Here is a 16846-nt window from a genome sequence, read left to right as displayed (position 1 = left end):
CGAGAAGGACATGACGGACACAACCACCCAAGGTGCGAGCGCGCAGCCCCAGGTCAGGGGCGCGGCCGACGGCAGGGGCAGCGGCGGCGACGATGCGATCAGGACCTTCCCCTTCCCGGTCGATCTGAGCGTCGGCGGTGTCGGCATGCGGGCCGTCCGGATGAGCGACGAGCGCACCTGGCACCTCGACGCCCCCCTCGAACGCGTCCACCGCATCGACTTCCACGTCGTGATGCTCTTCGACGAGGGCCCCGTGGGCCACATGATCGACTTCGCCGAGTACGAGGTCGCGGCCGGCGACCTGCTCTGGATCCGTCCCGGCCAGGTCCACCGCTTCTCGAAGACCTGCGGGTACCGCGGAACCGTCCTGACCATGCAGCCGGGTTTCCTGCCCCGCGCCACCGTCGAGGCCACCGGTCTCTACCGGTACGACCTGCCGCCCCTGCTCCGTCCCGACGCGGCGCAGCTCGCCGGCCTGCGTGCGGCCATGGCCCACCTGGAGCGCGAGTACGAGGACAGCACGACCCTGCCGCTGAGCCTGCACACGGCGGTGCTGCGGCACTCCCTGACCGCGTTCCTGCTGCGGCTGGCCCATCTCGCGGCGAGCTCCGCCGAGGCCGAGCGGGGCCGCACCGACACCACCTTCACCCTGTTCCGGGACGCGGTCGAACGGGACTTCGCCACCAACCACAGCGTCAGCGCCTACGCCGACGCGCTCGGCTACTCGCGCCGCACCCTGGTCCGCGCGGTCCGCGCCGCCACCGGCGCGACGCCCAAGGGGTTCATCGACAAACGGGTCGTCCTGGAGGCCAAGCGTCTGCTGGCCCACACCGAACTGCCGATCGGCCGGGTCGGGGCGGCGGTGGGGTTCCCGGACGCGGCGAACTTCTCCAAGTTCTTCCACCAGCACACGGACCTGACGCCGGCGTCGTTCCGGGCGGAGCTGCGCTAGCCGTACCGCGTGCCGGTGGGCCGTGCGCGCGTGGGGGAGCGGCGCGCGGCGCGGGCGCCGGGCTTCTGTCGCTGGCGGCTGGCGGCTGGCGGCTGGCGGCTGGGGGCAGGGGGCACGCGGCAGGTGGCACGCGGCACGCCGAAGCGCCGGGGGCCGACGTCCGAGGGGGCGTCCGGCCGCCGGCGCCGGCGGTGAGCGGCCTCACCCGGGTCGGAGGCCGGTCACCGCATCCGGATCGGATCGGTGGCCGGCCTCCGCGTCCCGGTCAGTGGCCGAAGTCGAACCAGTTGACGTTCACGAAGTCCGCGGGCTGGCCGCTGGTGAAGGTCAGATACACGTCGTGGGTGCCGGTCACGGCGGCGATGTTCGCCGGGACCGTCCGCCACGACTGCCAGCCCCCGGTGTTGGCCAGCGCGAAGCTGCCGACGGGGGTGGCGGTACGGCTGTCCAGGCGCACCTCGACGAGACCGCTGACGCCCCCCGCGGCACCGCTCGCCACCCGGGCGCGGAACTGGGTGGCCGCCGTGGAGCCGAAGTTGACGCCCTTGTACAGCGCCCAGTCGCCGTTGGCGAGCGCGCCGATGTTCTGGCCGCCGCCGGTGTCGGTCGTGGTCTCGGTGAGGGTGCCGGACTGGCTGTCGAAGGACTCGGCCTGGACGGCGCTGTAGGCGTCGCGGTTGCCGGTCGGGGGCGGCGTGGTACCGCCTCCACCGCCCGTCGACCGGAGCACCTGCACGTAGTCGACGACCATCGGGTGACCGGGCTGGGTGTCGCCGTCCAGGCCGCCGCCGAACGCGTCCGGGAAGCCGCCGCCCATCGCCACGTTCAGGATGAGGAAGTAGCCGTGGTTGGTGGCGTTGGTCCAGGTCGTCGCGTCGACCTGGTTCGCCGTGACGGTGTGGTAGTTGACGCCGTCGACGAAGAAGCGGATCGCCTCGGGACTCGCCGAGCGGTCCCACTCCATGGAATAGGTGTGGAAGCCGGACTGGCAGGTGGAGCCGGGACACGCGACGGAGTTGCCGATGCCGGTGGTCTCGTTGCAGGGGCCGCCCGGGTTGGTGCCGCAGTGCAGGGTGGCCCAGACCCTGTTCAGGCCCTGGACGTTCTCCATGATGTCCAGCTCGCCGACGCCCGGCCAGTTCTGGTAGTTGCCGCGGTAGGGCGCGCCCAGCGCCCAGAACGCGGGCCAGTAGCCCTCGGCGGCGGTACCGGTGACGTTGGGCATCTGGATGCGGGCCTCGACGCGCAGCTTGCCGCCGGCCGGGGGCTGGAAGTCGGTCCGGGTGGTCTCGATACGGCCCGAGGTCCAGGCGCCCGAAGAACTGCGCAACGGGGTGATGCGCAGGTTGCCGCTGCCGTCGAGCGAGACGTTGCCGGTGCTCGTCGTCATCGTCTCGACCTCGCCGGTACCCCAGTTCGCGGGACCGCCGGGATACGAAGTGCCGGTGTCGTACTGCCAGTTGGAGGTGTTGACGCCGGAGCCCGCGGCGCCGTTGAAGTCGTCGAGGAAGACCTGCGTCCAGCCCGAGGGCGGCGTGGGCGCGGAGGCGTTGGCGGGCAGGGTGGCGGCCGTGGCGACGGCGGCCGCCAGGCCCAGGGTGCCGAGCACGGCGACGAGGGCGCGCCGGAGGGGGCGCCGTCTTCCGGATGTGCCGGAGGTTTCGCTCATGGGGGTGCCTCTCGGGTACGGAGTGAAGTGCGCGGGTGCGTGCGTGGACGCGGGGTGGTGCGGGAGCACGGCTGTACGGTCACGCGGCGGTGCGGGGGGAGCGGGCGTGCGGTGGTGCGTGTGCGGGGGAGTGGCTGGAGCATTCGGAGCACTGGAAGCACTCGGAGCGGTGTCTTGAGAGCGCTCTCAAAGTGCGGCCAATGTGCTCCCCGGCACTGCGGTCGTCAAGAGGTGAAACCGAGAAATTCCTTATGCCGCGGGTGAGTTCACCCCATGAATGCGTGAATGTGCGGGAGCGTGCCGTCGGCCTCCCGGTCCGTGCGGGTGGTTCCGGCCGCCGAGGCCGCCGGCGCCACCTGGAATCTCCGGGCGGATGTGCACTCGCTAACCTGTCGTGGTCACGACCGGACCACGACAGGGGAACCATGAGTCTGCGCCGTCACCAACTGCTGCCCGTCTGCGCCGTCCTGGGCGCTTTCGCCCTCACCGCCTGCTCCGGCTCGGGCGATACGGGGGACGCGGGAGGGTCGTCCGGGGCCGAGGGCGACGGGGGCACGGGGGGTGTGCTCTCGCTCGCGGACGCGAAGACCGTCCTGCGCACGTACGTGAAGGTCAACAACACGGCCAACGCCACGCAGGACACCGAGCGGACGGCGACCGTGGAGAGCGGCGCGCTGCGGTCCCAGAGCCAGGCGGCCTTCCAGCAGTACCCGGCCTGGACGAAGAAGGAGCAGGCGGACTCCGAGACACCCTTCTCCTACCCCGTCGAGGACGCCCACTTCTACATCCCGCCGAAGGGATCCGCCGACTTCTTCATGGTGGACACCCGGATGACCGGCGAGGGCATCGACAAGGACCGGCGCCGACTGCTGGCCTTCAAGCAGGTCGTCGACGAGAAGGCCCGGAGCGGCAAGGCCTGGAAGGCGGTCGCCGTCGGCGAGATCACCGACGGACTGCCGGCCGTCGCCGAGGACGGCGACGGATTCGCCACCCCGGTCGCGGCCACCGACGCGGTGGGCTCGGTGAAGGCGGGCGACCTGGTCGGGCTGTCCCAGGACTTCTATGTCACGGGCGGCAGGAAGGCGGCCGGGACCTTCACCGAGACGGCCTCCGTCAAGGCCTGGAAGAAGGCCTACGCCAAGCGCGCGTCGTTCACGAACGACTGCGTCGACGGCGCGTACGAGGCCGGTTCGGGCGGTGCCGACACGGCGTACGGGGTGAGGACGCGGGACGGCGGCGCGCTGGTCCTCTACGACTTCGGCTTCGTCTACTCGAACTGGACGAAGGCCGAGTGCGCCGGCAGCGAACTCCAACTCCACGACCTGCCCGTCGTCTCCAAGATCTACCTCAACGGCAGGACCACCCTCTCGAATCTCACCCGCAACGAGTCGGTCATGGCCATGGCGGTGGTACCGCCCTCGGGGAAGAAGGTCCGCGTCACCGGGTACGAGGAGCAGCTGACCTACGCCCGGTGAACACCCCCGGCGCGCCGTGACGGCGTGACGGCGTGACTGCGTGACGGGGCGCCCGTCGCCGGGTGGAGAGGGCCCGGCGAGTGGTGCCCCCGGCGGTCAGGGCTGTCGCCGGTGCTCCGGGCGCCAGCCCAGCGCGCGGGAGATGCCGCGTGCCGCGAGACGGACCGCCGGTATCAGCACCGGTACCCGCGCGTCTGCCTCGGGCACGACGACCGACGCGGCGGCGACCACCGTGCCGTCCGCCCCGCGCACCGGCGCCGCCACCGATAGCGCGTCGTCGGTGACCTGACGGTCGCTCACGGCCGCCCCCGAGCGCCGCACCTCGGCCAGCTCGCGGCGCAACCGCGCCGGGTCGGTGAGGGTGTACGGCGTGAAGGCCGCCAAGTCGCCCGCGCAGTAGCGTTCCTGGAACTCGGGCTCGCCGTGGGCCAGCAGCGCGAGCCCGACACCGGTGGCGTGCAACGGCCAGCGCGCGCCGACCCGGATGTGCACGCCGACCGACGAGCGCCCGGCGAGCCACTCGATGTAGACGACGTCCGTTCCGTCCCGCACCGCCAGCTGCACGTTCTCGTGCGTCGCCTCGTACAGGTCCTCCAGGTACGGCAGGGCGACCTGACGCAGCGCGAGGCCGCGCGGGGCGAGCGCCGCGAGCTCCCAGAGCCTGAGCCCGACGTGGTAGACACCCGTCGCGTCCCGTTCCAGCGCGCCCCACTCGGTGAGCGCGCCCACCAGCCGGTGTGCCGTGGTCAGCGTCAGTCCGGCCCGGCGGCTGATGTCCGACAGGGACAGCGCCGGGTGCGCGTGGTCGAACGCGGCCAGCACCGCCAGCAGCCGGCCGGGCGCGGAACGGGTGGCGGTCATGTCCGGGTCTCTCCGCCGGGCGTGCTGGGGGCCGAGGCCTCGGGCGGGAACCGTTCTCCGGGCCGTCCCCAGTCTGACGCACCCCGGCGGCCGGCGACACCCGCCGACGCCGACAATCGCCGCTCCCGCCCGCTCCCGCTCCCGGTGGCCGTCAGTCGGTGACCTGGCGGTACGCGTAGACGGTCGTCGCCAGCGCGCAGACCCCCGGGGGGATGACCTCAGCGCGCAGGGTGGCGGAGGCCACGTCGTAGTCGACGCCCTCCGCCTCGAACGTGCCGTCCGTGCACAGGCTGCGCTGGGGCAGCGCCAACAGGGAGGTCACCGCGCCGGTGACCGGCCCGCCGTCCAGCGCGTGCTCCAGGTCGACCTGGAGCAGCGGACGCACCTCGGGGAACAGCGTGCCGGAGGCGTCGTCCGAGGCGCACACCAGGCGGGTTCCGGTGACGAAGTCGCAGCCCTGGATGTCGCGCACCGGCCTGTCCAGGGTGATCTGCGGGGCCTGTGGCAGCGTGCCGCCCGTCGCCGGGGTGGCCGGGTTGAGCAGCGGCGCGGGGAAGACCTGGAGTCTGTTCTGGTCGCCCCACTCGCCCGACACCAGCCACCGCCCGTCGGGCGAGACGGTGGCGAAGGAGTTGTTCAGCTTCTCGCCCGGGTCGAGCGGGTGGACGTACTCGTAGCGCTTCCCGGCCGGTGTGGTGACCGCGAACATCTTCGACGTGGCCGTGTCGGCGCCCTGGTAGGCGTCGAAGGTGTGGCCGCGCGCGATGTCCGGGTCACCGACGTGGTTCCAGCCCTTGATCCGCAGATCGAGGGGGATGGAGGCCAGGCCGCGGTACAGCAGGGAGCCGTCGGCCCGGCTCGCCAGTCCCTGGCCGCCGCCCAGCGTGTCCGTGTACGCCGTGCCGGTCTGCGCCCAGTGCGGCGCGCCCGCGGCGAGCGCCGGGACGGCGCCGGTCGAGAGTGCTCCTAATAAGGCTGCGCTGATGACAAGTTGACGCTTCATCAGATTTGGGCTCCCGCCACGTCGACGAAGATGGGGTTGGAATAGAACCATGTGTCGGCCCACGGGTCACCGTTGCCGGGCTCGTGCGGGATCGGCCCGTGCGGGTCGACCGACGCGCCGAGGTAGCCGGCCCCGTGCCGCTTGCCGTCGCTGCCGCGCAGCCGGACGTAGAAGGACTCGTCGCCCGCGGTCAGCGGGATGCGCAGGGTGTACGTCCCCTTGCGGCCGTGCACGTCAGCGGTGCGTACGACCCTGGTGTCCGGCGCCCGCCAGGTGTCACGGTCGGCGGTCGCGCCGCGCACCGCGCCGCGGATCACGTCCACGTGCGCCAACTCGGGCAGGACGCCCTGGGCGTTGGGCCGGGACGCGGTGGTCACCGTCACCTCCAGCGTGAGCCGGTCGCCCTCGCGCACGCGCAGCCGGCCGCCCAGCGTGGCGCCCCGGCCGTGGGCGCGGTCCCGCTTCAGCCGGACGTCGAGCCCGTCGAGCAGGTGCCCGTGGTCGAGCCAGACCCGGCCCGCGCGCAGGCCCGCCATCACCGCGCGGTAGCCGTAGCGGGTGACACCGACGTGGGTGCGGCTGAACTGGCCGGGCCAGAAGTCACTGCCCGGCTGCGGGGTGTCGGTGTTCACCGGGTCGGGCAGCCTGCCGGTGTTGTCGAAGTTCCGCCCGGCCGGCCAGTCGCCGTTGCGCCAGGTGTCGAAGACGATCCGGTGGGCGTCGGAGTTGGTGGTGACGGAGAACAGCCGGCCCTCGGCCAGCATCGAGTCCCACAGTCCGCCGACCGTCGCGGTCGCCCAGTCGAAGCCGCCGTACGTCACGTACGCTTCGGCCGGATAGCCGGCCCACGACTGCGCGGACGGCTTGTTCTCGTACTCGCCGCGGATCGAGGCGGCACCGCGCCAACCGGGCAGGGCCGCGCCCTGGGCGCCCGGCGCGCCCTCCATACCGATCACGATCTCGCGCGCCGCGTCCCGCCAGCCGCGTATCTCGTGCGGGGAGTCGATGCCCAGGCGCAGCGGGTGGTTGGCGAGGACCAGCACGTCGTCGACGTACCCCGAGCGGCGCTGCTCGGCCAGCCAGCGGATCGCCTTGAGAGCGTGGGCCTCGTTGCGCGCGGTGTCCGCGGCGCCGGTCGCCCCCTCCGTGTAGCCGAGCAGTTTGCCGTCGTAGGCGCTCTCGAACCGGGTGAGCAGGTCCACCTCGTGCGGGCCCGGCGCGGCGAAGACCGTGGCGTGCTCGGCGGCCGGGATGTACCACTCCAGGCCCTGGAAGATCAGCTGGCGCGGGTTCTCGGCGCGGGCCCGGCGGATCTCGTCGTGCTCCAGCGGTGCGCCGTACGCGGCGTGCCCGAAGTTGGAGTGCTCGGTGAACACCATCCAGTCGAGGCCGTACTTCTCGCCCGCGGCGGCCAGCTGGGAGAACGTGTACTTCGCGTCGTGGCTGTAGACGGAGTGGATGTGGTGGTCGCCGACCAGGTAGGCGAGGTGCGGGTCGTCGCCGCCGTGCTCGTGCCCGGAGTGGGCCGCCGCCGGTACGGCGGCCGGGCCCAGGGCGAACGCGGTGCCGAACAGTCCGGCGCGGCGCAGGAGGGAGCGCCGGGAGACGGCCTGGGCGTCGAGGCCGGCGGGCGGGACGGAGGGATCCGCCCAGGAGGGCAGCTGCTGCTCGGTCATGAGGGTCCTCGGAAGCCGGGAGCGTGCGGTCAGTGGTTCATGAACGACGTGACGGGCAGCGCCCGTTCGACGATGCGGACATCGCCGAGACGGCCGTACAGGATCTGGTCGATCTTCCCGGCGTACTCGTAGCCGCCCAGCAGCCAGGACAGGCCGAGTGTGGTGAGGCCGACCGCGGCGGCGTGCGGATTGCGGGCGACGGGGCAGCCCTGGACGTACAGCGTGGTGTGCGAGCCGTCGTTGACGACCGCGACGTGCCACCACCGCTCCCGCGCGGTCTCGTCACCCCAGTTGGTGGCGATGCCCTGCTGGTTGAGCGGCCGAGCCGCCCACTGCGGGCCGGGGCCGTCGGACAGGGACAGCGTGGCGAGCGGCTCGTCCGGGTCGCCGTCGGTCTTGCCCGCCGCGCCGCCGGTGCCGGCGCGGCCGACGAGCCCGGCCCAGGCGTGGTGGGAGGCGTCCCAGTCCGCGGGCGTGCGGTAGAAGGCCTCGATGGTGTAACCGGACCTGAAGGTCGCCTTGTTGATCGGCGCGCCGTCCACCGTGCGCAGATAGGCGCCCGTCAGCGGGGACTTGAAGCCGTGGAACTCCAGCGAGCCGTGCCCGGGCTGGTCCGGGTGGTGGTCGGCCGACCAGGTGAGCGTGCCGCCGCCCACCGTCACGACCGTGAGGTCGTTGCCCCGCCCGGACAGGTCCCGGACCGTGCCCGTGACGGCCGCGCCGTCCTCGTGCCCGTCGAAGCGCCAGTAGGCGGCCGTCCCGCGGACGAGCATCCGGGAGGCGGGCCGGGCCGGGCGCGCGGGCACCGGGGCGAAGCCGGAGAAGCGGTCCGCGAAGTCGATGTCGACGGAGAACCGGTCGGCGTCGCCGCTCAGTTCGATCTCCTGCCGCTCCAGCTCGTTGAGGCCCCGGGCGGCCCGGCCGAGGATCCACGGGGAGACCGTCTCCACGTCGATGGTGTTCCGGTCCAGGTCGAAGTGGTAGAGGCGGATCATGGCCGCGCCGCCGAAGTAGCGGTTCTGATAGTTCGTCAGATGCAGGTGGACGTCGTGTCCGGCCGCGTTGTGGCGGGTCGCCCGGGCGGCCGGCCAGTAGTGCCCGTTGAGGGTGAGGAAGATCTGGTCGTGGTCGGCGATCAGCCGGTCCCACAGCTGCTGTCCGTACGAGGACAGGGTGTCGTCGCCGGCCACCAGCTCGTGCGTGGTCAGGATCACCGGGGCGTGCGGGTGCGCGGCGAGCACGTCCCGCGCCCACGCGTACCCCCGCGCCGACAGCCGCCAGTCCAGCGCGAGGACCATCCAGGTGCGTCCGGCGGCCTCGAAGAGGTGGAAGGTGTGGTAGCCGTCGGGGGAGGCCCCGCCGAACGTCGGACGGCCCGCGAAGCGCTGGGGCCCGAAGGTCTCCAGGTACGGTGTCGGGCCGCGCTGGTCGTCGGTCGACGACCGCACGTCGTGGTTGCCCGCCACCACGCTGTAGCCGACCCCTCGCCGGTCCAGCAGCCCGAACGCCTCGCCGATCGCGGCGATCTCGGCCGGCGCGCCGTTCTCCGTGAGGTCGCCGAGGTGGGACAGGAAGACGAGGTTGTCCTCCTCGCCGTGCTCCAGCAGATAGCGCAGGGACGCCTCCACGGGCGCGCTGTCGATGCTCGGCCCGTCGAAGAGGTACTGCGTGTCGGGCATGACGGCGAGCGTGAAGCGGGAACTGTCCGGGTCCGGCCGCCACCGCGCTGCCGGAGCCGCCGAAGCCGCCGAAGCGGGCGCGGCCTCGGCGGCCGTCGGCAGCGCGATCCCGGCCGTGGCGGCGGCGCCGAGCAGTGCCGTGGCTCTCAGGAAGCCTCGGCGTCCGGCGTCGGCCTGCGTGGCCTCGCCCTGGTCATGGGCATGCGAAGTGCACACGTGTGCTCCGTGGAGTCGCGGTGGGAACCTGGGATTCAGAGCACGCGCAGGGTCCAGTTCCAGCGGTGGACGCCCGGCGCGACGAGGTAGGAGGGGAAGGTGTCGGGGCCGCAGGAGGCCGTGCCGAGCCCCCGGTGCGCCGCGTCGATGTGCACCACGCAGCCGGGGCGCGGGACCAGTTCGTCGTGGTGCGTGACGGCGGTCAGGTCCTCGGCGCGGTAGCGGGTGACGGAGACCTGGCGGGGCTCGTCCAGCGCGACCGCGAGTCCGGTGGCGTCCGGCGCGGACAGCGTGAAGCGCCGTACACCGTGCCGGCCGCCGCTCTCCTGCGGACGGAGATAGGGGGTGAACAACGCGTCGACGGCGAGCGCGTGATGGCCGACGGGGGCGCCGGAGCTGCGGTCAGGGTACGACTCCCACGGACCCTGGCCGAACCACTCCAGCAGATCGAGCCCCGCGACCGTCTCGAACACCGTGCCGACCCGTGCCACGTCGTCGAACGCGTCCGGCAGCTCGGCCTCCTCGTCGACCTGGATCCCGCCCTCGACCGGCGTGAACACCTGCCGGTGGCGGACGACGCCCGCCGCGCCGGCGTACTCGGCGAGCACGCTCACGCGGCCCTCTTCGTGCCGCACGGAGACCATCTTGCGCACGAGCGCGTCGAGCCCCCAGGACCGCCAGCGCAGCGCCGTGCCGCCCAGCTCGTCGTTGTCGGTGGGCGCCCGCCACAGCGACAGCGCCGGAGCGGCCGTGAGCAGCGGGTGGACCAGCAGCCCGTCGGCGTCGACCTCGACCGGGAGGCCCGTCACGGGCGCCCGGGCGGGCACCGGGGCCGGGCGCAGCCGGATCTGCCGCGCGCACACCTCGGTGCCGGTCGGCGCCCACGGCTGGTCCTCGGCCGTCGTCACGCGCAGCGTCAGCCACGCCTCGCCGCCGTCCCGGGGCAGCTCGAACGGCAACGGCACCGCCGCCGCCTGTCCCGGCCGCAGGTCGGGCAGCTCGGCGGGGGCCCGCAGCGTGCCGCCGTCGGCGAGGGACAGCTCCCACTCGGCGGCCAGCCAGTCCAGGCCGCGGAAGTGCTGGTGGTTGGAGACCACGAGCCCCTCGTGCGGGAACAGGTCCAGGCGCACCGGGGCGGCGATCTCCCGGTGCTCGTACATCACGGGCTTGGGGGTGCGGTCGGGGAGGACGATCCCGTCGGCGACGAAAGCGCCGTCGTGGATCGTCTCGCCGAAGTCGCCGCCGTACGCCCAGCGATGGCCGGGCGCGGCGACACCGTTGTCGTAGAGGCCGGCGCCCCCACGCCCGGCCGGTCTTCCGTCGCTCACACGCTGGAGGATGCCGTGGTCCCAGAACTCCCAGATGAAGCCGCCCTGAAGTCCTGGGGTGGCCTCGATGGCAGCCCAGTGGTCCGCGAGCGTGCCGTTGCTGTTGCCCATGGCGTGCGAGTACTCGCACTGGATGAGCGGCTTGGTCTGCTCCCCGGACAGGGCGTGCGCCACGCAGTCCTCGAGGGGCGCGTACATCGGGCACGCGATGTCGGAGGCCAGGTCCGGGTCCGCCCAGCCGCGCTTGGCCGCGCCCTCGTACTGGACCGGCCGGGACGGGTCGTGCCGGCGCACCCAGCCGGCCGCCGCGTCGTGGTTCGCGCCGTAGTCGGACTCGTTGCCCAGCGACCAGATGATCACCGACGGGTGGTTCTTGTCGCGCAGCACCATCCGCGAGACCCGGTCCACGAACGCGGCCAGGTGACGTGGGTCGTCGGCGATCTCGTGGGCGTGGTCGTGCGCCTCGATGTCCGCCTCGTCGACGACGTAGAGACCGAGCTCGTCGGCCAGGTCGTACAGCGTCGGGTCGTTGGGGTAGTGGGCGGTGCGGATCGCGTTGAAGCCGAACCGCTTGAGCAGCACGAGGTCCGCGCGCATGTCGTCGTACGACACCGTGCGCCCGGTCAGCGGATGGAAGTCGTGCCGGTTGACGCCCCTGATGTAGACGCGCTCGCCGTTGATCAACAGGTCCCGGCCGGCGATCTCGACGTCACGGAAGCCGACGCGGTGGCGCGAGGTGTCGGCCACCGTCCCGTCGGCGCGGTGCAGCCGGACGGTCAGCCCGTACAGCTCGGGCGTCTCGGAGGTCCAGGTGCGCACCTCGGGCACGGTCGTGGTCAGCCGTGCCTCACCGAGGAAGTCGGAGACCCGGTCGTCCTCGGCGTTGGCCCGGTCGAACTCCGTGTCCTGGGGGAGCGGCCGGGGAGCGGCGCCGCCGTCGTCCAGCTCCCCGCTGACGTGCCACCCCTCGGGCAGCGCCCGGTCGCCGCAGGCGCGCACCAGGCAGTCGACCCGCAGCCGGCCGTCCCGCGCCGCGCGCACGGTCACGTCGGCGAGATACAGCGGGTCCGTCGCGTGCAGCAGCACCGAACGGGTGATCCCGCCGTGCCACCACTGGTCCTGGTCCTCCAGGTGCGAGGCGTCCGACCACTTCACCACGGTCAGCCGGACGGTGGACCGCTTCCCGGGGCGCACGATGTCCGACAGGTCGAACTCGGCGGCCAGATGGGAGTCCTTCGAGATGCCGGCCGGGCGCCCGTCGACGTGCACGAGCAGCACGCTCTCGGCGGCCCCCACCTGGAGCACGATCCGGCGCCCGGCCCACTCGGCGGGGACGTCCACCTCGCGCTCGTACACACCCGTCGGGTTGGCGGCGGGCGATCCGGGAGGGAATTGCGCGTACGGCATACGGACGTTCGTGTACTGCGGGAGGTCGTCCGTGTCCTGCATGGTCCAGGCGCCGGGCACGATCGACGACGACCAGTGGTCCGCGAGCGGCGCGTCCGGCGCCGGGAGCAGCTGGAAGCGCCACTCGCCGTCCAGGGACAGCGCCGCCGCGCGACGGTCCACGGCGTTCATGGGCAGCCGCCCCCAGGAGGTCACCTCGGGTGCCTCCCAGGGGCGCAGCGCCAGCAGGGCGTCCGTCAACGGATGGCTCCCTTGGCGAGGTCGCCGATGATCTGGCGGGCGCCGATCGCGAACACGATCAGCAGCGGGACGAGGGCGAGCAGGGCGCCGGTCATGACCATTCCGTAGTCGGTCGTGCCGTGGGTGCCGTTGAGCTGGGACAGCGCGACCTGAAGGGTCACGTTGTCCGGGTCGGTGAGGGCGATCAGCGGCCAGGCGTAGTCGTTCCACTGCCCCATGAAGGTGAAGATGCCGAGGAAGGCGAGGCCCGGCCGGACCACCGGGAGGGCCACGTGCCAGTACTGGCGCAGGAAGTGCGCCCCGTCGATCCGGGAGGCGTCGAGGAGCTCGTCGTGGATCGCGCCCTTCATGTACTGGCGCATCCAGAAGATGCCGAACGCGTTGGCCGCCGCCGGGACGATCAGCGCGGTCATCGAGCCGATCCAGCCCAGCTTCGCCATGACGACGAACTGCGGGATGGCGGCCAGCTGGGCCGGCACCATGAAGATCGCCATCATCAGGACGAACAGCACCCGCTTGCCCGGGAAGGCGAACTTGGCGAAGACGAACGCCGCCAGCGAGTCGAAGAACAGCACCAGGAACGTCACCGTCAGCGCGACCAGCAGCGAGTTCCCCATCGACCCGAAGAAGTCGACGGCGTCGAAGAGATGGCGGAGGTTCTCCAGGAAGTGGGTGCCGGGCAGCAGCTTCGGCGGGTACGAGAAGATCTCCGACGACGTGTGCGTCGACATGATCACGGCCCAGTAGAACGGGAAGGCCGACAGCAGCAGACCGGCCACGAGGACGGCGTGCAGCGCGATGCCCCGGCGGCGGGAGCCCTTGATGGATGCCATGGTGACCGGCCTTCCTATTCTTCGCCCCGGCGCTGCACCAGGCGCCAGTTGACGATCGAGAAGAGGACGACGACGAGGAAGATGCCCCACGCCACGGCGGCGCCGTAGCCGAAGTCGTTGTTGTCGAAGGTCTGCTGGAAGAAGTAGAGGACCATCGTCTGGCCCGCGTGTCCCGGACCGCCCGCGAACGTCGAGTCGTTGGAGGTCGTCTGGAGCAGCACCTGCGGCTCGGAGAAGCTCTGCAGACCGGTGACCGTCGAGACGACGAGCACGAACAGCAGCACCGGGCGCATCAGCGGCAGCGTGATCCGGAAGAAGGTCTGCACGGGACCGGCGCCGTCCATCCGGGCCGCCTCGTACAGCTCGCCCGGGACGGTCTGGAGTCCGGCGAGGAAGATGATCGCGTTGTAGCCGGTCCACTGCCAGGTCATCAGCATCGCGACGGCGACCTTGATGCCCCACGGCGTGTTCAGCCAGGCCACCTGATCCGCGCCGACGACCCGCAACACCGCGTTCACCAGGCCGAAGTTGGTCGAGAACACCGAACCGAAGACGATCGCCACGGCGACGACGGAGGTGACGCTCGGCAGGAAGTAGGCGAACCGGTAGAGGTTCTTGAAACGGACCGCCGAGTTGAGCATCACGGCCGTCACCATCGCGAGGAAGATCATCGGGAAGGTGGCCAGCACCCAGATGACGAGCGTGTTCCCGATCGAGTTCCAGAAGTCGACGTCGGACAGCAGGTACCGGTACTGCGACAGTCCGGCCCACTCCATCGGGCCGAGGCCGTCCCAGCGGTGGAAGGACAGATAGAGCGAGAAGCCGACCGGGAACAGGCCGAAGGCGAGGAAGAGCAGGTAGAAGGGGGAGATCGCGGCGTAGAGGTGCCAGTACCTGCCGAGGCCCTTGCGGGGCGCCGGCGCGGGCACCGGTCTCACGGCGGCCGGGGGCCGCTCCAGCGCGGGGACGGTCGCCATCAGTAGCTCACCCCCAGGTGCTCGGCGATACGCCGGCATTTGCTCATGGCGTCCCTCCAGGCGTGGTCCGGATCCTTGCCGAGGACGCCGACGTTCTTGATCTCGTCCTTGACGGGCTGCCCGAGCGCGATGTCGTACGGGCTGTTGTAGGCGACCGGGATGCGTTCCGCGGCCGGCCCGAAGACGTCCATCGTGACCTGCCCCCCGAAGAACGGGTCCGGCTCCTGGAGCTGCTTCATGCCGTACGAGGCCGGCGTCGAGGGGAAGAGTCCGGCGTCGACGAAACCCTGGGCCTGGTTGGACGCGTCCAGCAGCCAGGTGATGATCTCGAAGGCCCGCTCGGGCTCCCGGCACGCCTTCGTGATCGCCAGGAACGAGCCGCCGATGTTGGACGGCCCGCCCGGACAACTCGCCACCCGCCAGCGGCCCTTGGTCCTCGGAACGCCGAGCTTCATGTCGCTGGTGTTCCAGGAGGCGTTGAGCTGGCTGGGCAGCTTGCCGCCCTCGGTGGCCGACAGCTGGTCCGGGGTGCCGCTGACGAGGGCCGACACGATGCCGCGCCGCTTGGCGTCCACCGCGCGGTCCCAGGCGGTGCGGATGTGCTCCTGGTCGCCGATGAAGTGGCGGTCCCGGTCGACGTACTGCCGGGTGCCCTGGTTCACCGACATGGTGAACACGCTGGTGATGTCGGTGAGCAGGTAGGTGCCCGGAAGCCGCTTCCTCAGTCGCTGTCCGGCATCCAGGAACGCGTCCCAGGTGCCCAGTTCGCGCGAGACGTCGGCGGGTTCGGACGGCAGCCCGGCCTTCTCGAACACGTCCGGCATGTAGTAGTGCGCCACCGGGCCGCAGTCGATGGGGAAGCCGACCATGGTGCCGTCGTCCGCGATGCCCTGGTCCCACTTCCACGACAGGTACCGGTCGCGGTACTTCTGCGCGCCGAGCGTGCGCAGGTCCACGAACTGGTCGGCGTTGGGCAGGTAGGACGCCATGTCCTCGCCCTTGAGGCCGGCGATGTCGGGGATGTGGGCGCGGCCCGTCATCGTGGTGAGCAGTTTGGAGCGGTAGTAGCCGCCTATCTGGATGGCCTGGAGGTCGACGGAACGGTCGTACCGGGCCTTCGCGTTCTTCACGACCGTGTCGCTCAGGCCGCCGCTCCAGTACCACAGGACCATGTCCCGGCCGGTCGAGCCGGTCGGAACGGCACAGCCGGTCGCCAGGCCGCCGAGCGCCGTGGCGGCCGTGCCGGCCAGGCCCGCGCGCAGCAGGCCTCTTCGTGAGAGCCGCACAGCTCCCACCGCCTTTCGGATCTGTTCGGGTCGTCGCATACGAGGGGTCGGCACGGGACGTGCGGACCGGGTCGGTCAGGAGTTCCGTACGGACGGGGTCGGTCAGGAAGGGCCGTACGGACGGGGTCGGTCAGGAAGGCCGTACGGGCCGGGTCGGTCAGGAGTGCCGTACGGGTGGGGTCACGGGGGCGTGGCGGACGGGCGGGCCCGGGTCCGCGGGCACGCGGTCGTCGAGGAAGCCGTACGCGCGCCGCAGGGCGGGGTCCTCGACCGCGCGCCACCACCGGTCGACGCCGTACCAGCCGGGTGCCGCGAGCGCGCCGCCGTGGTGGCCCACGGACAGCCCCGCCGCGAGGACGGCGAACCGCAGCCGCTGCTCCAGCGGCCAGCCGCCCAGCGAGGCGGCGACGAAGCTCGCGCCGAAGACGTCGCCGGCGCCCGTCGCGTCGAGGACATCGATGTCGAGAGCCGGGACCTCGGCGTACTCGCCCGTGGTCTGGTCCACGGCGACGGCGCCGTCCCCGCCGCGCGTGACGACGGCCACCGGCACCAGGTCGGTCAGCCGCCCCAGGGCCGCGATCGCGCTGTCGGTGCGGGTGTAGGCCATCGCCTCCTCCTCGTTGGGGAGGAAGGCGTGGCACAGGGAGAGCTGGTCGAGGAGGTCGGTGGACCACCGCTCGGTGGGGTCCCAGCCGACGTCGGCGTAGATCAGCGTGCCGTTCGCGGCCGCCTTCGACAGCCAGTCGCGCGGCTCGGCCTCCAGGTGCACGAGGGCCGTGCGCGCCGCGGGCGGATCGCCCATCAACGCGTCCTGGGTGTACGGGGGTTCCTGGCCGTGGGTGACCAGGGCCCGGTCCTGGCCGTGCGCGAGCGCCACGGTGACCGGGGTCGGCCAGCCGTCCGCGCGGCGGGTGAGGGACAGGTCGACGCCCTCCTGCCGGGCCAGGATCTCCTCGCAGTACGCGCCGTAGAAGTCGTCCCCGAGGACGGTGGCCAGCGAGGTCCGCAGGCCGAACCGGGAGGCGGCGACCGCCAGGTTGGCGATGCCCCCGGGTCCGCAGCCCATGCCCGTCGTCCAGATCTCCCGGCCGGGTGTCGGCGGCCCGCCCAGCCCGGTGAGGACGAGGTCGTAGAAGAGCAGCCCGGTCAGCAGCACATCGGGGCGGTCGTCGTCCACGCGCGCTTCCTCTCGTCGGCATGTACAGGAGGTCATCAGAACTCTTCAATTCGGTGACCGGAATCGT

General features: G+C 72.0%; 12 protein-coding genes. 2 read left to right on the top strand and 10 right to left on the bottom strand.

What is annotated here, in order from left to right; all coding sequences use genetic code 11:
- Positions 1-10: 10 nt before the first annotated feature.
- Positions 11-952 carry a helix-turn-helix domain-containing protein gene (locus tag ACWCQK_RS02030; protein ID WP_451150830.1) on the top strand — a complete coding sequence of 314 codons (942 nt, stop codon included), beginning with the start codon at positions 11-13 and terminating at the stop codon, positions 950-952.
- A 265-nt stretch (positions 953-1217) separates the two neighbouring features.
- Here ACWCQK_RS02030 and ACWCQK_RS02025 read toward each other — a convergent pair whose 3' ends face one another.
- Positions 1218-2621 carry a glycoside hydrolase family 16 protein gene (locus tag ACWCQK_RS02025; protein ID WP_451150828.1) on the bottom strand — a complete coding sequence of 468 codons (1404 nt, stop codon included), beginning with the start codon at positions 2619-2621 and terminating at the stop codon, positions 1218-1220.
- 425 nt (positions 2622-3046) lie between these two features.
- On the opposite strand from ACWCQK_RS02025, the gene ACWCQK_RS02020 reads away from it, so the two are divergent.
- Entirely contained in the window at positions 3047-4096 is a 1050-nt protein-coding gene (locus ACWCQK_RS02020; protein WP_451150826.1) for a hypothetical protein, read from the top strand.
- A gap of 96 nt (positions 4097-4192) precedes the next feature.
- Here ACWCQK_RS02020 and ACWCQK_RS02015 read toward each other — a convergent pair whose 3' ends face one another.
- The 9 genes from ACWCQK_RS02015 to ACWCQK_RS01975 all read right to left on the bottom strand — a co-directional run bounded on the left by ACWCQK_RS02015 (position 4193) and on the right by ACWCQK_RS01975 (position 16779).
- Positions 4193-4957: an IclR family transcriptional regulator gene (locus ACWCQK_RS02015; protein ID WP_451150824.1), complete on the bottom strand. Its 765-nt coding sequence runs from the start codon at positions 4955-4957 to the stop codon at positions 4193-4195.
- Positions 4958-5108: 151 nt separating this feature from the next.
- The gene (locus ACWCQK_RS02010; RefSeq protein WP_451150822.1) at positions 5109-5960 is read right to left on the bottom strand and encodes a hypothetical protein; all 852 of its coding nucleotides are present in this window, start codon (positions 5958-5960) and stop codon (positions 5109-5111) included.
- A complete protein-coding gene (locus tag ACWCQK_RS02005; protein WP_451150820.1) occupies positions 5960-7636 on the bottom strand; it encodes a PHP domain-containing protein in 1677 nt (558 codons plus the stop codon). Before ACWCQK_RS02005 ends, ACWCQK_RS02010 begins: the two co-directional genes overlap by 1 nt.
- Before the next feature lie 29 nt (positions 7637-7665).
- Positions 7666-9531, bottom strand: coding sequence for a LamG-like jellyroll fold domain-containing protein (locus ACWCQK_RS02000; RefSeq protein WP_451150818.1), 1866 nt, complete (start codon positions 9529-9531; stop codon positions 7666-7668).
- 35 nt (positions 9532-9566) lie between these two features.
- Positions 9567-12506 (bottom strand): glycoside hydrolase family 2 TIM barrel-domain containing protein, encoded by a 2940-nt coding sequence (locus tag ACWCQK_RS01995; RefSeq protein ID WP_451150816.1) that lies wholly within the window; start codon positions 12504-12506, stop codon positions 9567-9569.
- Entirely contained in the window at positions 12503-13339 is an 837-nt protein-coding gene (locus ACWCQK_RS01990) for a carbohydrate ABC transporter permease (RefSeq protein ID WP_451150814.1), read from the bottom strand. The genes ACWCQK_RS01995 and ACWCQK_RS01990 overlap by 4 nt, the downstream gene beginning before the upstream one ends.
- 14 nt (positions 13340-13353) lie before the next feature.
- The gene (locus tag ACWCQK_RS01985) at positions 13354-14316 is read right to left on the bottom strand and encodes a carbohydrate ABC transporter permease (protein WP_451150812.1); all 963 of its coding nucleotides are present in this window, start codon (positions 14314-14316) and stop codon (positions 13354-13356) included.
- A complete protein-coding gene (locus tag ACWCQK_RS01980) occupies positions 14316-15602 on the bottom strand; it encodes an extracellular solute-binding protein (RefSeq protein WP_451150810.1) in 1287 nt (428 codons plus the stop codon). Before ACWCQK_RS01980 ends, ACWCQK_RS01985 begins: the two co-directional genes overlap by 1 nt.
- A gap of 157 nt (positions 15603-15759) precedes the next feature.
- The gene (locus tag ACWCQK_RS01975; protein ID WP_451150808.1) at positions 15760-16779 is read right to left on the bottom strand and encodes a carbohydrate kinase family protein; all 1020 of its coding nucleotides are present in this window, start codon (positions 16777-16779) and stop codon (positions 15760-15762) included.
- Positions 16780-16846: the final 67 nt, after the last annotated feature.

It is taken from the genome of Streptomyces sp. NPDC002306 (assembly GCF_053593435.1).
The sequence above is the reverse complement of the archived record's forward strand: the minus strand, read 5'-3'. Positions and strand labels throughout refer to the sequence as shown.

Coding starts and splice junctions, on each gene's coding strand:
- ACWCQK_RS01990 (WP_451150814.1), bottom strand. CDS start 13,339: ATGGCATCCATCAAGGGCTCCCGCCGCCGGGGCATCGCGCTGCACGCC.
- ACWCQK_RS02030 (WP_451150830.1), top strand. CDS start 11: ATGACGGACACAACCACCCAAGGTGCGAGCGCGCAGCCCCAGGTCAGG.
- ACWCQK_RS01985 (WP_451150812.1), bottom strand. CDS start 14,316: ATGGCGACCGTCCCCGCGCTGGAGCGGCCCCCGGCCGCCGTGAGACCG.
- ACWCQK_RS02010 (WP_451150822.1), bottom strand. CDS start 5,960: ATGAAGCGTCAACTTGTCATCAGCGCAGCCTTATTAGGAGCACTCTCG.
- ACWCQK_RS02005 (WP_451150820.1), bottom strand. CDS start 7,636: ATGACCGAGCAGCAGCTGCCCTCCTGGGCGGATCCCTCCGTCCCGCCC.
- ACWCQK_RS02020 (WP_451150826.1), top strand. CDS start 3,047: ATGAGTCTGCGCCGTCACCAACTGCTGCCCGTCTGCGCCGTCCTGGGC.
- ACWCQK_RS02015 (WP_451150824.1), bottom strand. CDS start 4,957: ATGACCGCCACCCGTTCCGCGCCCGGCCGGCTGCTGGCGGTGCTGGCC.
- ACWCQK_RS02025 (WP_451150828.1), bottom strand. CDS start 2,621: ATGAGCGAAACCTCCGGCACATCCGGAAGACGGCGCCCCCTCCGGCGC.